General features: G+C 65.5%; 9 protein-coding genes. 6 read left to right on the top strand and 3 right to left on the bottom strand.

Features of this window, described 5'->3' with window-relative positions; genetic code table 11:
* Positions 1–19 precede the first annotated feature (19 nt).
* Genes GV044_RS05265 through GV044_RS05255 form a run of 3 tightly spaced genes read right to left on the bottom strand, consistent with a single transcriptional unit; the run spans position 20 to position 6,818 of the window.
* On the bottom strand, positions 20–238 hold the full coding sequence (locus GV044_RS05265) for a hypothetical protein (protein WP_159866385.1): 219 nt from the start codon (positions 236–238) through the stop codon (positions 20–22).
* Positions 238–4,491, bottom strand: coding sequence for a translocation/assembly module TamB domain-containing protein (locus GV044_RS05260; RefSeq protein ID WP_159866382.1), 4,254 nt, complete (start codon positions 4,489–4,491; stop codon positions 238–240). Before GV044_RS05260 ends, GV044_RS05265 begins: the two co-directional genes overlap by 1 nt.
* Positions 4,491–6,818 (bottom strand): autotransporter assembly complex family protein, encoded by a 2,328-nt coding sequence (locus GV044_RS05255; protein WP_159866379.1) that lies wholly within the window; start codon positions 6,816–6,818, stop codon positions 4,491–4,493. The genes GV044_RS05260 and GV044_RS05255 overlap by 1 nt, the downstream gene beginning before the upstream one ends.
* A gap of 110 nt (positions 6,819–6,928) precedes the next feature.
* Here GV044_RS05255 and GV044_RS05250 point away from each other — a divergent pair, with 110 nt between their 5' ends.
* From GV044_RS05250 to GV044_RS05225, 6 genes are all read left to right on the top strand, one after another.
* A complete protein-coding gene (locus GV044_RS05250) occupies positions 6,929–8,008 on the top strand; it encodes a YhjD/YihY/BrkB family envelope integrity protein (protein WP_236554713.1) in 1,080 nt (359 codons plus the stop codon).
* A 152-nt stretch (positions 8,009–8,160) separates the two neighbouring features.
* Positions 8,161–10,206, top strand: coding sequence for a PQQ-dependent dehydrogenase, methanol/ethanol family (locus GV044_RS05245; RefSeq protein WP_236554712.1), 2,046 nt, complete (start codon positions 8,161–8,163; stop codon positions 10,204–10,206).
* A gap of 134 nt (positions 10,207–10,340) precedes the next feature.
* Positions 10,341–11,174 (top strand): coniferyl-alcohol dehydrogenase, encoded by an 834-nt coding sequence (locus tag GV044_RS05240; RefSeq protein WP_159866372.1) that lies wholly within the window; start codon positions 10,341–10,343, stop codon positions 11,172–11,174.
* Positions 11,175–11,573: 399 nt separating this feature from the next.
* Positions 11,574–12,887: a 3,4-dihydroxy-2-butanone-4-phosphate synthase gene (ribB, locus tag GV044_RS05235; protein ID WP_159866369.1), complete on the top strand. Its 1,314-nt coding sequence runs from the start codon at positions 11,574–11,576 to the stop codon at positions 12,885–12,887.
* Positions 12,880–13,302: a 6,7-dimethyl-8-ribityllumazine synthase gene (ribH, locus tag GV044_RS05230; protein ID WP_159866366.1), complete on the top strand. Its 423-nt coding sequence runs from the start codon at positions 12,880–12,882 to the stop codon at positions 13,300–13,302. The genes ribB and ribH overlap by 8 nt, the downstream gene beginning before the upstream one ends.
* Positions 13,295–14,260 (top strand): aldo/keto reductase, encoded by a 966-nt coding sequence (locus GV044_RS05225; RefSeq protein ID WP_159866363.1) that lies wholly within the window; start codon positions 13,295–13,297, stop codon positions 14,258–14,260. The genes ribH and GV044_RS05225 overlap by 8 nt, the downstream gene beginning before the upstream one ends.
* Positions 14,261–14,455: the final 195 nt, after the last annotated feature.

The following is a 14,455-nucleotide window of genomic DNA, read 5'->3' as shown; positions in this document are numbered from 1 at the left end:
AGCGGCCGCGGCCCCCGGCCTACGTCTGCCCGGCCACCGTATCGACGACCACTCCGCCGGCATCTGGCGCTGCCTCGCTGGCCTCCGCTGCCCGGGTCGCCATGTCGCGGTCGAGTTCGCCGGCCTTGTCCCGGATTGCCTTCTGCGCGCTGGCGTAGCGCTCGTCGAAGCTCGGCTCGCGTTTGCATGCCGACAGCGCCGCGAGCGCCGCCAGAGCAAGGGCGACACTCGCGCGCATCAATAGTTCTTCTTGATCCGGACGTTGACGCTGTTGACGCCCGAGCCGCCGGCTTGGCTGAGCACCGACAGCCACTTGTTGAGGCTGACTTCCAGCTGCGTGGCGGTGAAGCCGCGCGCGTCGGTGATGAGCTCGACGTAGATGTCGTCGGTCAGGTACTGCCCCGCGGCCAGCGAGGTGCCGCGCCCGGTGGTCTCGTCGGGGCCGAGGATGCGCAGGCGGTCAATGCCGGCGGCGGAGCGCAGCTTGCCGAGCGGGTTGAGCCCGCCACCAGTCCCGCGCAGCGAGTTCAGCGAGGAGGCGAGCTGCACCGCCTGGATCGCCGAGAGGTTCGCCACCGAACTGCCGAAGAGGATGCGCGACATGACCTCGTCCTGCGGCAGCGACGGCGTCGAGGTGAAAGTGATCTGCGGGTTCATCGCCCGGCCACTGACGTTCACGTTGACGGTCACGTCGTCGACGTCCTCGGTGGCGACGATGCGCACGGTGGGGTCGATCGTCTTGCCGCCGGTGAACGACACCAAGCCTTCGCTCAACTCGAACGAGCGGCCGGCAAAGCCCAGCGTGCCACGGATCAGCTCAACCTCACCAGCTAGGCTCGGTGCCGAGCTGGTGCCGCTGACGGTGAAGTCGGCGCGCCACTCGGATTCCAGGCCCATGCCCGAGACGTAGAGCTTCTCCGGAGCGATCAGGTGCAGGTCGAGGCGCACCGAGGAGAACGCATTTCCCGCAGGCTGCGCGGGCTCGTCACCCGTGATGCGCTGCGGACCCCGCGGCGGCTTGAAGCGCACGCCGGTGAGCCGTGGCACTTGCGCCGCACCTTCGCGAACGATCTGGTAGCGTGTCTCCGGCAGGCGGATCGTTCCCGAGAGCAGAGGTGGTTGCGGGCCCGACTTGGTCAGGCGGATCTGCCCGGTGGCAGTCGCCGACAGGGCATCACTGCGAGCCAGACGCGCCTGGTTCAGATCCACCGACAGATCCATTGGATAGCCCTGCTCTGCTGCGAGGCTGACCTGACCCTTGGCCGAAATCGTGCCGTCGCCGGCCTTGGCGGTCAGGCTTTCGAGTTGCAGGCTGCTGCCGGTGAAACGTCCGGCCATGTTCATCTGCGTCAGCTTGGTGCCGTATGTCAGGTTCTCGTAAGTAAGGTTCTGACCGCGGATCACGCCGTTGAGACACGGCTCCTGCACGCGGCACGAGAAGTCCGCGGCAACGCCGATCGGTCCGGTCAGACGCTGGTCGGTCAGGCCCGCGAACGAGAACAGCGTGTCGGCCGGACCGTTGTAGCGGATGCCTCCGCCCAGCGGCGCGCTCATCAAGCGCTCGGTCCACGAGCCCGCGCCCGGCCCAAGCGGGCGCAGCGTGGCGACCAGCCGACCAATCACGGTGCCGCGGCGCCGCATCACGGCACGCGCCTCACCACCATCGGGCAGCAGCTTGCCGACGAAGTTCACGTCGAGGGGCTGGCTCTGCGAAGCGGCCGTGGTGCGGGTGAAATCGTCGAGGTGGAGGCGAGCGTCGGCGCGCGGGAAGGCATCTGACGACGCTTGTGCGAAGTCCAAGCTGCCGCTGGCGCGCCCACCTATACCCAGGCCGGGCATGAACGCGTTGATCACCGCCATGTCGATGTTCTCGAGCCGGCTCTGGATCTTCATGCCGTTGCCGTAAGTTCCGGCGAGCTTCACGTTACCGCCACCAAAATTGAGGTTGGTGGGCAGCAGTTCGTAGGTGCCGTTCTTCGGTATGATCCGCGCGGGCGTGGTGGTCTTTAGATCGAGCCCGCGCACGCGTCCAGCGAGGGCGACGCGCCACAGCTCGGGCTGTAGATCGGCGTTCGCACTGACCCGGAACGGCACGCCGCTTGTGCCTTCGATCAGCGCCTTCGCCTTGCCGCGGCCGTTCTGGTAATCGACCAGCACGCGAGCGGCGGCGATGTTGAGGCTGCCGTACTGGGTGCCGGCAAGCTGCGCATCCGCGATGATCAGCGGCTGATCATAGAGTACAGCGCGCCCATCAACGATGGCAGAGCCGATCGCCAGGTTCGCCGGCCCTTGGAACACGGTGTCCTTGGCGCGCAGGTTGAAATCGACGGCCTGATACTTGCCTTGAGCGCCGAGCCGAACCAGTCCGCCCAGCCCATTTCCGTTCGCCGTCAGCTGGCCGCTGAACGGGCCGGCGGGGGTTTGGACGATGCGCCCTGCGAAATCGACGCCTGACAAGTTCGCACTGTTGATCTGGATCGCCAGCGCCTTGCCCATCTCCAACGTCACGTCGGCGCGCAATGGGCCATAGTCGCTGTCGCTGGTGAGGTTCAGGTTATAACCACCGCGCACGCCGTCGATGCGCGCATCGACGTTGGCGAGGCCGATGCCGACGTCCGGCCGCTCGGCTGTGATATGCGCATTGGGATCGGCGACGGTGCCTGCGACGCGCACGCCGATCTTGCCGTAACGGCGCGAAGTGCCGTTGGCGTTGAGGACGATCTGGCCGCTCTTGGTCGAGTAGGAGCCGCTACCGCCGGTCACCCGCAGGTCGGGCGCTGCGAGCCGCACGCCGGAGAACCGCGCCATGCCGTCCGAGCCATAGCTCACGCGCGACGAGGCGACGAAGTTGCCTCCCAGGTACGTCTTCAGGCTGTCGTTCAGCAGCCGCGTAGAGCGGGCGCGGACCGTGCCTTCGAGCGCATAGCCGTCGCGCCTGGCCTTAAGGTCCATGTCGGTCGTGATGTTGAATACGCCGACGCTCTCGACCCGGTAGTTGTCGATCCGCCCGTCAACGGCGCCGGTATAGAGGCCGGTACTCATGTCCGCGAGCAGGATCAGCTTGGCGTCGATGCGATCCGAGCGGATTCGCATGTTGTCCGAAAGGATGCGCGGACCATCGATGGCGACGTCGCCGTTTAGCCGCACGTTGGTGAGCGTACCGCCGGCCACCGTGTCGAGGCCGGTAATACGGCGGACAGTGGCGCTGACCGGGATCATGATACGGTCGGAGTTGACGGTGGCGGCGCCCGTGGCCGCGAAGTTCTCCAGCCCCATGTCGTTCATGACGATGCGGCTTGCGTTGATGGCGTACTGGACCTTAGGGGTCGCGAAAGCCCCATCGAGCGTCAGAGCGGCGCGCAGGCCGGCGCCGCTCAGGTTCTCAGCCAGAGCTGAGGGCTTCAGCAGAACGAAGGCCAGCTTCATGCCTTCGAACGAGTTGTCGGAGAGGTCGATGACACCGTTTGGCGTCGCGGTGAAGGCATCGCTCCACACACGGCCGCTGACGGTCGCGCGGCGGTTCGCCAGTGCGGCGGTCAGGTCGAGATTGGTGATCGGCCCGAGGAGGTTCGCTGTTGGTCCCGTCACCAGACGGGCGATGCGGGTCGGGCCGCGCAAGGTGAAGGTGCCGTCGCGTGCGGTCACGCCAAGCCGCGCCAGTTCGCCGCCGCCCAGGTTTGCGGCGAGCTGGCCGTTCCAGTTGGCCCAGCTACCCTTGCCACCGACCTTGATCGCCAGCGGCTCTGTGAACCCTGCGAGGCTGGCGATGACGCCACCACGCGGTGCGTTGAGATCCAGATCGATGTCGAGCTTGTTGTTCGCGGGCACCGCGTCGAGCTTGATCTTGAAGCGGTCGCCGCCGAGCACACCTTGTGCAGCGACAGTGCCGCCGGTGGCGTCGATCTGCGCGCGGCCGTCGGCGATGTGCGTGCGCGCGTCGATGGTCGCGATCCGGCGCGCGCCGGTGACCGGCTTCTCGATGACGAAGCGATCGACCTTCAGGCGGCCGATGTCGATGTCGAGATCGGGCAGCAACGGCTCGTTGGGATCGGATGGTGGCGTGACGTTGAACTTGGGCGTGCGCCGCAGGATCATGCGCTGCGCCGTCGCCGAGCGGACGTCGACATGGTTGCTGAGATAGGCGAACGGCCGCCAGTCGACGTCGATCTCGGGCGAGAACAGGAACTCGCCCTTGGGATCGCGCACCGACAGGTTGCGCAAGGTCATCTTGCCATAGAGCGAGCCTTCGATCCGGCCGACATGGATCTTCATGCCGTTCTGGAATTCAAGGGCGGCAATCTGGTCGGCGACGAAGCGATGACCGGGGCTGGTGTTGAGACCCAGTACGATCGCCAGCGCCAGCACGATCACGCCGATGACCAGCGCTGCCAGCGTCTTGGCGATGCGCAAGCCCCAACGGCGGCGCGGGCGCTTGATGATGACCGTCTCTTCGGCGGCCGTCACAGGCGGTGTGTCTTGCGGATCAGCCATCAGAATGCCTGCCCGATCGAGACATAGATATTGAGGCGCGATTCACCCTTGCGGCGTCCCAGCGGCGTGGCGACGTCCACGCGAAGCGGGCCGAAGTTGGTGTAGAAGCGCCCGCCGATACCGACGCCGTATCGCATGTCGGAGAACTTGGGCGTGGTGGACTCGTACGACTGGCCAGCGTCGAGGAAGGCAACCACGCCATAGTTGCCGAAGCGATAACGCCCCTCGATCGCGCCTTCGTTCAGGCTGCGCCCGCCGATCGGATCGCCGTTCGGATCCAGCGGGCCGAGCTTCTGGTAGCCGAAGCCGCGCACGGAGCCGCCGCCGCCCGAGTAGAGCCGGCGAGAAGGGGCTATGTCGTCACGCGCTGCGCCCTGAATGGTGCCGAAGCGGACGCGGCCGGCGAGTACGAAGTCGCCGAACGGATAGTACGCCGATCCGTCCAGGCGGGCGCGGATGTAGGGGTTGAAGCCGTTGCCCAGCGAGCCTTCCGGCTGCACCAGTGCGGTGACCCGAAAGCCTTTGGTGGGATTGAGTAGATCGTCCGAGGTATCCAGACCGACTTGCCCGTTCAGCGAGGCCACGTAGTAAGTGCGGCGGCGCCGCTCACCCGCGTCGAAGTCGAAGGCCCGCTCGGCAGTGCCCAGGAGTTCGACACCGTAGGCGTACGTCAGCCGCTTCTGCCAAATCTGCGTGGAATCGTAGCTGACGCGCGCCGCGAGGCGGCCGGTAATGGCATTGTACGCGTCGTAGTCGCTCCGCAGGCCCTCGGCCACAGCCTCGAACGTGCGGTCGCGCTGCCCGGCATTGGCGCGGCGGAAAGTGACGCCCGCGCCCTGCTCCTGGGTGCCGGCGATGCCGTGGACGATCAGCGCGCCCTCGGGCGGGAACATGTTGCGATGGGTCCAGGTACCCTCGACCGTGAAGCCCTGCCCAGCTGCATAGCCGGCGCTGCCGGCGATCGTGCGCGGCGGTCCGGCGTCCTGCTTGACGAGCATGGTCACGTATTCGGTGCCGTCACCCGCGGGCTCGTTGGTGCGCTGCGGTTCGGCCGAGACGGTGGAGAACAGGCCGGTCGCGACCAGCGCCTTGCGCAAATCGTCGACCTTGCGGCTATCGTAGAGTTCGCCGCGCTTGAAGCGGGCCAGTGTCTCGACATGGTCGACGTCGAACGCGAGATCGCCTTCGGTCTTGAAGCCGCCGAACTTGCCGCGCGGACCGACGGTGACCGGCAAAGTATAGGCGCCGCTGCCGGTGTCCTGGTCGAGCAGGATATCGCGATCGCCCACGGCGGCGAAAGGATAGCCGTTCTCCGGCAGTGCCAGCGCCACTTGCGCCTCGGCACCCTGCACGCGCTCGGCGACGATCGGCTCGCCAATCTTCAATGCGAGGTTGTCGGCGATGAGCGTAGGCGGGACGGTCGGGTCGGCTTCGACCTTGATCTCGGAGAAGGTGAAGCGCTTGCCCGGCTGCACATCGATGACTGCGTTGAGCGGTAGGCCACTGGGGCCGTCCGTCCGGTCGAGATGCGTCCGCACCTGGGGGTCGTACCAGCCTTCGGAGGCGAGGATGGTCTTCACCAACTCGCTATCCTCGGTCAGGCGGGCCGAGGCCATCGCCACGTTGTCAGCCTTACCATCGCCCTTCTCGAGCGCCGAGAGCCCCTTGAACTGGCTCTTGAGGCTGACGGCGGTCTCCTTGTCCGCCGCATCGAGGCCGTTCAGCCGCACCGCATACGTCACGCGCAAGTCGCGGGTGGCGGCCTCCTCATCCTCGGCGAACTGGACCGGCGCGACTTCGAAATGGTCGAGCGGCGGCAGCGGCGCGGCGAGTTCGGCATCGGCCACGGGCGCGTCGCCGACTTCCTCCACAGCATCGCCATCCGCCAGGGCGGGATCATTCGCGGGTGGAGCCTGACCTTCGGTCGGCTTGGCGCCGCTCTGCTGCGTGGCGATGCGGCGCTCGAAGCTCTGGATTGACTCCAGAGGCTGGTTCATCGCCGGATCGTCGGAAGGATCCAGCGAGGGGATGGCGCTGTTGAATTCGGCATCGGGGATGATCGAATCGACTTGCGGGAGTGCGGCTCCCGGCGGTGGCGGCGGCACCGGAATGGTACCTGCGCGAATCGCGTCCTCGCTCGCCTGAGACGTTGGAGCGGCCACTGCTTCCTGCTGCGAAGTCGCGGTCGTGGTGGTGCCACCTTGCTGCGCCAGCGCCGGGCTGCTCAGCAGAGCCAAAGTCACCGCGATCGTCGCCGCGCCAGCCAGCCGGGCATTCCTCAGCTGCCACGGGGAACCATGCCCGTGTTCGAAGCTTTGCTGTGACATGCGCAGTGGAATGCTTAACCCCCCGATCGACAACGAGGCGTCCACGAGCCAAGTCCGCCCCCTAATCGCATGACAAGCAACAAAGTTCCACCGAACATGGAGGTTTCTGCGTGACCGACGCCATGCCCGACGTTGCGATCACGGCCGAAGCTCCGCCCGGGACGCACGCGTCCTCGCCTTGGTCGTTGCCGCGCGCGGCCTGGGTACAAGTCGTCAAGCGCGTCTACGTGATGATCGGCTTTCATGAGCTCGGGCTGCTGGCCGCAGGTCTCGCCTTCTTCGTGTTCCTGGCGCTCACTCCGCTGATTGCGGCCACCGTGATGATTTACGGCCTGATCGGCGACCCTGCGGGCGTGCAGGCGCAAATGGAGGCGATCGTGCGCGTGGTCCCGGCCGACGCCGCCCGCCTGATCGAGGAACAACTGCTCCAAATCGTCACCACCAGCACCGGCGTGACCGGGTTCGCGCTGCTGATCGCGCTGTTCTTCGCCGTCTATGGTGGCATGCGCGCGGCCAGCGGCATGATTAGCGCGCTCAACATCATCAACGAGGAGCACGAAACGCGCTCGTTCGTGAAGCTGACCTTGCGCGCCGCTGGCCTTACTATGGCCGCGGTGCTGATCGCGCTCACCGGCCTTCTCTCGGGCGGCGTGTTCGCGTGGCTGCAGACGCAGACCGGCGTGTTCCTGGGAGGCGCGACGGCGCTGCTATTCAAGCTGCTGACCTGGGCCGCCGCCGTTGCACTGGGCACCTGCGGCTTTGCGCTCATCATGCGGTATGGGCCGGATCGTAGGCCGGCCAAGTGGCGCTGGCTCACGCCCGGCTCGCTGCTTGCGACCGTGCTGTGGATCCTCGTCTCTTTCGGCTTCTCGCTCTACGTGGCCTACATCAGCGACTACAATGCGACGTACGGCTCGCTCTCGGCGATCGTCGTCTTCTTGATGTGGCTGTTCCTCTCAGCCTATGGCGTGCTGCTAGGCGCATTGCTCAATGCCGAGATCGAGCGGCAGACCAATTGCGACACCACGATCGGCCCCGCCCGGCCGCCTGGGGAGCGCGGCGCCGTGCTGGCCGATCAGATCGAGGAGCGCGCCCCCTCTCTCGAAGCGCTGGAAAAGCGCAAGCGTCGCCACGCCGAGCACGTCCGGCGCAAGGCCGAACGAGCAGCGGGAAGCCCCGAGCCTGCCTGACACTCTCCCGATCGCGCGACTAGCTGCAGCTGTGATTTACATTGGATCGAATCACGGTATCTAAGCGGCCGATTAGCGATAAGATCGGGAGACGATTGCCAACCATGCTCCGCTTGCGAAAGCCGACAGCGAGTGCCCTGCTCGCTCTCGCGATGGCATCCCTCGCCGCCTGTGGCCACCAAGGTCCCAAGCAGCCGGACACCAACCTCGGCGCGACCGACGACTGGTCGGGCGTGGGCGGCGGCGCCGACGAAGCGCAGTATTCCAAGCTGACCGAGATCGACACCGGATCGGTCGACAAGCTCGGCCTGGCCTGGTCGCTCGACTTGCCCGGTGAGGTGACGTTGGAGGCGACGCCGCTGGAAGTCGCCGGTACGATCTACTTCACCGGCAGCTACGCCAAGGCCTATGCCGTCGATGCGGCCACGGGCAAGATCAAGTGGACCTTTGATCCGAAGACCTGGCAGCACGACCCGGCCGCCATGCACTTCTCGTTCGGCGCCAACCGCGGCATGGCCTACGAGAACGGGCGCGTGTTCTTCGCTTCGCTCGACGGTCGGCTGTTCGGCCTCGACGCGAAGACCGGCAAGCAGCTGTGGGTGACTGAGACGGTGTCGGAAGGCGCCTACAACATCAGCACCGGTGCACCGCGGGTGATGAATGGCAAGGTCATCATCGGCAACGGCGGCGCCGACTTCGGCGCGCGCGGGTACGTCACTGCAGTCGATGCTGCCACGGGCAAGCTGGCGTGGAAGTTCTACACCACGCCAAGCAAGCCGGGCGACAACAACAACCAGCCCGAGCTCGAGAAAGCGGCCGCGACCTGGGGGCCTGCTCACCTGAAAGCCGGCGGCGGAGGCGGCACCGTGTGGAACGGCATGACCTTCGACCCGGCCCGCAACCGTGTCTACATCGGCGTGGGCAATGCCGGACCCTACGATCCCGAGGTCCGCGATCCGGGCGGTGGTGACGACCTCTACACCTCCAGCATCGTCGCGCTCGATGCCGGCACCGGCAAGTACCTGTGGCATTACCAGGAGAACCCGCGCGACAGTTGGGATTACAAGGCCACGCCCAACATCGTCACCGCCACGCTTAACCTCGACGGCAAACCGCGCGACGTGATCCTGCACGCGCCGACGAACGGCTTCCTCTATGTCATCGATCGCGAAACCGGGAAGGTCATCTCTGCGGGTGCCTCGGCCGAGATGAACTGGGCCAAGGGCGTCGACCTCAAGACGGGGCGGCCGATCGAGAACCGCGACATTCGGTATGAGACCGGGCTCACCAAGATCTGGCCCGGAACGGTGGGCGGGCACAACTGGCAGCCGATGAGCTACAGCCCGCGAACTGGCCTGGTCTACATACCGCAGCAGCAGATCGGCGCCCGCTTCTCGCGCAAGGGCGGCTCGGAGAATGCCTTCAACGTCATGGGGCTGACGCTCGAGCCGATCGTCGAGAAGGCGGGCGACGGGCACGGCTACCTCGTTGCCTGGGACCCGGTCAGGCAGAAGCAGGCCTGGCGCGTCCAGCACAAGGGGCTGTGGAACGGCGGTACCTTGGCGACTGCCGGGAACCTGGTCTTCCAGGGCACGGCCGATGGCTTCCTCAAGGCCTTCGACGCCACCGACGGCAAGGAGGTCTGGTCGTTCAACGCAGGTCTGGGCATCATCGGCGCGCCGATCAGCTATCGGCTGAACGACAAGCAGTATGTCTCGATCCTGGTCGGCTACGGCGGCACCACCGCGGCTTACGGCAAGTACATGGACATGGGCTGGAAGTTTGGCGCCCAGCCGCGCCGGCTGCTGACCTTTGCGCTGGGTGGCAAAGCCACCCTCCCCGCCAGCCCGCCGCCCACGTTCAAGGTTGCCGCGCTCGACGATCCGCAGCTCAAGCTGAACGAAGCCGACGTTGCGGCAGGCCGCGGACTGTCGATCCAGTGCGCCGCGTGCCACGGTGTCGGGCTGCAGGCGACCGGCACGCCTGGCCCCGACCTTCGCGAGTCCGGCATTGCGCTCAAGCTCGACAGCTTCGCGCAGCTGCTGAAGTCCGGCGCGCTGATGGAGCAAGGCATGCCGCGGTTCGAGAACCTGACCGACGAGCAGATCCGGCAGTTGCATGCGTACATCCGGGCAAAGGCACGGGAGGCTCTGGGCACCCGCACGGCGGACAAGACCGCGCCCATGCCGAAGCTTTAGTCCCCCTCCCGTTTGAGACCCATCCACATCGCCTGCGCGATCACGCTGGACCCCGGTTGATGCCCCGCCCTGCCCCGGCGTAGCTACCACGCACAAATTGCCGCGACCCGCGACAGAGAGGAAGGATCACGATCATGAGCGACGTTCTGGGCTACAAGGGCAAGCGCGTCATCGTCAGCGGCTGCTTCTCGGGCATGGGCGAGGCGACGGCCAAGCTGCTCCTCTCGCTCGGCGCCGAAGTTCACGGGTTCGACTTCAAGGACGTCGACCTGCCGCTCGCATCCTTCAACAAGGTCGATCTGCGCGATCCGGCGACGATCGAAGCGGGCGTGGCTGCCGTGGGCGGCAAGATCGACGCGCTGTTCAACTGCGCAGGCCTGCCGGGAGGCGGTGGCTTCCCGCCGCTCGACACCATGAAGGTCAACTTCCTCGGCACGCGGCACCTGACCGAGCGAGTCGTGCCGCTGATGGGCGACAAGGGTGCGATCATCTCGATCGCCTCGACCGGCGGATTGGGCTGGAGCCGCCGCATTCCCGTACACATGCAGCTACTGCAGACCCAGGGTTTCCAGGCCGGTCTCGAATGGTGCGAGGCCAACCTCGACCAAGTTGCCGAAGGTTACGCGTTCTCCAAGGAAGCGGTGATCGTCTGGACCCAGTTCATGGGCGCGCACCTGATCAAGAAGGGCATTCGCATCAACTGCTCGCTGCCTTCGCCCACGCAAACCCCGATGATGGCAACCTTCCATGCTACCTCCGGCAAGGACGTGGTCGACGCGGCCGCCGAGCCGCTCGGCCGCTACACCACGCCCGCGGAGCAGGCCGGCCCGCTGGTGCTGATCAACTCGGACTTGGCCGGCGTGGTGAACGGCATCGTCCTGCCGGTCGACGGCGGCTTCATGGGCGGCCTCGCCACCGGGCAGGTCGACATCAGCAAGATGATGGGCGGCGCCAAGCAGCAGGCGTAGAAATACACGGCGTCCCGAGCTCGACTCGGGACTCGTGTCGGCATCGCTGAACCTGGCCGCGCAGGCCGGCAACCTTGCTGCATGGCGTAACCGGTCCCGGGTCAAGCCTGGGCCGACGCTGCCTGAACGAACCAGATCGGCAAAGACGGCTGTCCTACAAGCGCGACTTATGCTTCAGTCGAGGCATGCTCCGCGCCAACTCCGATGTCAGCATAGCGTCGTTAGTCCATGGGTTTGCCCCGCGAATTCTGCCACTTGCACGCCCTTCTCTCTTCACCATTAGGACACCGGCAACTGCGGCAAGTCAGATGCGATCCACTCGCAACAACAAACGCGCTTGCCTGCAATGTGATCGCCGCCTACATCGCCCACACTCCAATGTGATGTGAGCACACCCGAATGGCTACCGACCTTATCGAGAAAGTCCGCAAGCTGGTGACCGACGGCGGCATGAGCCGCTCGGGTCTCGCTCGTGCTGCCGGTCTCCACGCCAATACCCTGCGCGACCTGACCGAGTCCGACTGGAACCCCACCGCCGACACGCTCAACAAGTTGGAGCGCGTCCTCTTCGCCAACGACGAACGCCCCGTCCTGGTGCCCATCGAGGAGATCATCGACGAGGCTCGCAATGGCCGCATGTTCATCCTGGTCGATGACGAGGATCGCGAAAACGAGGGCGACCTCGTCATCCCTGCGCAAATGGCGACGCCTGCTGCGGTCAACTTCATGGCTACGCATGGCCGCGGCCTGATCTGCCTGTCGCTGACGTCCGAGCGCTGCGATCTCCTCGGCCTCGAAGCCATGAGCCCCAAGAACGGCACGCGGCACGAGACAGCCTTCACCGTCTCGATCGAAGCACGCGAAGGCGTCACCACCGGCATTTCCGCGGGCGACCGCGCTCGCACCATCTCGGTCGCGATCGACGGCACCAAAGGCGCCGATGACCTCGTCACTCCCGGTCACGTGTTCCCTCTGCGCGCGCGTCCCGGCGGCGTCCTGGTCCGCGCGGGCCACACCGAAGCTGCCGTCGACATCTCGCGCCTGGCAGGTCTCAACCCCTCGGGCGTGATCTGCGAGATCATGCGCGACGACGGTACCATGGCGCGCATGGACGACCTCGTCAGCTTCGCCCGCATGCACGACCTCAAGATCGGCACCATCCGCGATCTCATCGCCTATCGCCGACGTCACGATCGCATGATCGAGAAGAAGGCGGACCTTACGTTCGAAAGCAAGTTCGGCGGCCACTGGACCGCCCGCACTTACTACAACAAGGCCACCGGCGACGAAACCATGGCTCTGGTCAAGGGGCGGATTGATCCGACTAAGCCAACCCTCGTGCGCATGCACACCCTCTCGATCTTCGCCGACATCCTGGGCGAGACGCATGGCGCGCGCGGCGATCTGCTGCATCGTTCGATGGAGATCATCGGTGAGGCCGGGACAGGCGTCATCGTCCTCATCAACCGGCCAATGGGTACCCTGATGTCGCGCACCTTCGACATCAAGCAGCGCGTTCGTGCTGGCGAGGAGCCGGACCTGAACGAGCTGCGTGACTATGGCGTCGGCGCTCAGATACTTGCCGAACTGGGCGTGCACGACATGGTGCTGCTGACCAACACACACCATTCGCTCGTGGCCTTGGAAGGCTATGGTATCAACATCGTCGGCGAGCATGCGATCGACGGCGCCGGAGACGAACACAATGGCTAAGTTCCTCATCGTCGAGGCGCGTTTTTACGATCACCTCAACGACATGCTTGTTGAGGGTGCGCGCGCCGCGCTCAAGGCGGCGGGTCACAAGAGCGAGACGATCACCGTGCCCGGCGCGTTGGAAATCCCGGCCGCCATCGCCCTTGCCGAAGCATCCGGCGACTACGACGGCTTTGTCGCCATCGGTGTCGTGATCCGAGGCGAGACCTACCACTTCGAGATCGTCGCTGGCGAGAGCGCGCGCGGCATCATGGCCATGACCATGGACGGCCTTGCCATCGGCAATGGCATCCTTACGGTCGAGAACGAGGCACAGGCGCTGGTGCGCGCCGACCCCGCGCAGAAGGATAAGGGCGGTGAGGCTGCCAAGGCGGCGATCGCTCTGCTGGAACTGAAGGAACGATTTGGTGGCTAGCAACGGTTCGGTCGATCATCCTTCCATCGCCGGCATCCGCCTGGTTCTGGGCGGCAACGTGTTCGGATGGACGATCGACCAGGACCAGAGCTTTGCCGTGCTGGACGCCTTCTACGAGGCGGGCGGGCGCATGATCGACACCGCGGAAGGCTACTCTTCCTGGGTGCCCGGCAACAAGGGCGGCGAGTCCGAGACCATAATCGGCGCCTGGATGGAGAGCCGCGGCAATCGGTCGGAGATGCGGATCGGTACCAAGACCGGCATGGGCGGTCCTCCCGGTGCGCTCCAGCCCGAGGCGGTTGCGTCTGCGCTTGAAGGTTCGCTGGAGCGGCTGCGGACCGACTATGTCGACCTCTACTACATTCACCGCGACGATCGCGTCACGCCGCTCGACCAAGTCGTCACCGCCTTCGACGTGCCGTTCCGCGCCGGCAAAGTGCGGGAACTCGGTGTTTCGAATTACGAGCCCGTGCGTTTGACGCAGCTTAACGCGGCCGCATCCGCACGCGGCGCCCAGCCCTTCACGGTCGCGCAACCGCTCTACAATCTCGTTGCGCGCGATAGCTACGAAGGCGCTTTGCAGGACCTTTGCGTTGCGCAAGGCATTGCGGTCTTGCCGTATTATGGTCTCGCGGCCGGTTTCCTGAGCGGCAAGTACGAGCGCGCAGCACAGTGGCAGGACAACGCGCGCGCCAGTTCACTCGATGATGCCGCGGCGAATGGCGGATGGGAAATTCTCGATACCTTGCGGTCGATAGCCGCAGAGATCGGCGCAAAGCCGTCGCAGGTCGCGCTCGCGTGGGTGAACGCGCAGCCCGGCATCGCCGCTCCGCTCGCCAGTTCGACGTCTCCAGAGCAATTGGGCGAACTGGTGGGCGCAACGGCAATTAACCTCAGTCCTGCGCAGCTCGCGCAACTAAGCGAGCGAAATACCGCACTTGGCTTGCAGCAAAGATAGGTATTTACACGTTGTCGGCAATATTGCGGAATTAACGAGCCGGTCCGAACTGTGTCCTTGTAGAACAAAGGTGAGAAGGTTGTTCCCAAAGCTGCGGGATCATGCCACGGAGACGGTGTATTCCGATAAACATCGATTTCGGATACAAAGCCGCAAAGAACAGTCTCCGGAAGAATCCGGGTCGCAAAGAAAAAA

This window comes from Novosphingobium sp. 9U (assembly GCF_902506425.1).
Classification (GTDB): domain Bacteria; phylum Pseudomonadota; class Alphaproteobacteria; order Sphingomonadales; family Sphingomonadaceae; genus Novosphingobium.
Note: the sequence above shows the minus strand (reverse complement) of the source record. Positions and strands in the feature narration are given on the sequence as shown.

Excerpts from the sequence above, each read along its gene's own strand:
- GV044_RS05265 (WP_159866385.1), bottom strand. The coding sequence starts at position 238 with ATGCGCGCGAGTGTCGCCCTTGCTCTGGCGGCGCTCGCGGCGCTGTCG.
- GV044_RS05260 (WP_159866382.1), bottom strand. The coding sequence starts at position 4,491 with ATGGCTGATCCGCAAGACACACCGCCTGTGACGGCCGCCGAAGAGACG.
- GV044_RS05255 (WP_159866379.1), bottom strand. The coding sequence starts at position 6,818 with ATGTCACAGCAAAGCTTCGAACACGGGCATGGTTCCCCGTGGCAGCTG.
- GV044_RS05245 (WP_236554712.1), top strand. The coding sequence starts at position 8,161 with ATGGCATCCCTCGCCGCCTGTGGCCACCAAGGTCCCAAGCAGCCGGAC.
- GV044_RS05240 (WP_159866372.1), top strand. The coding sequence starts at position 10,341 with ATGAGCGACGTTCTGGGCTACAAGGGCAAGCGCGTCATCGTCAGCGGC.
- ribB (WP_159866369.1), top strand. The coding sequence starts at position 11,574 with ATGGCTACCGACCTTATCGAGAAAGTCCGCAAGCTGGTGACCGACGGC.
- ribH (WP_159866366.1), top strand. The coding sequence starts at position 12,880 with ATGGCTAAGTTCCTCATCGTCGAGGCGCGTTTTTACGATCACCTCAAC.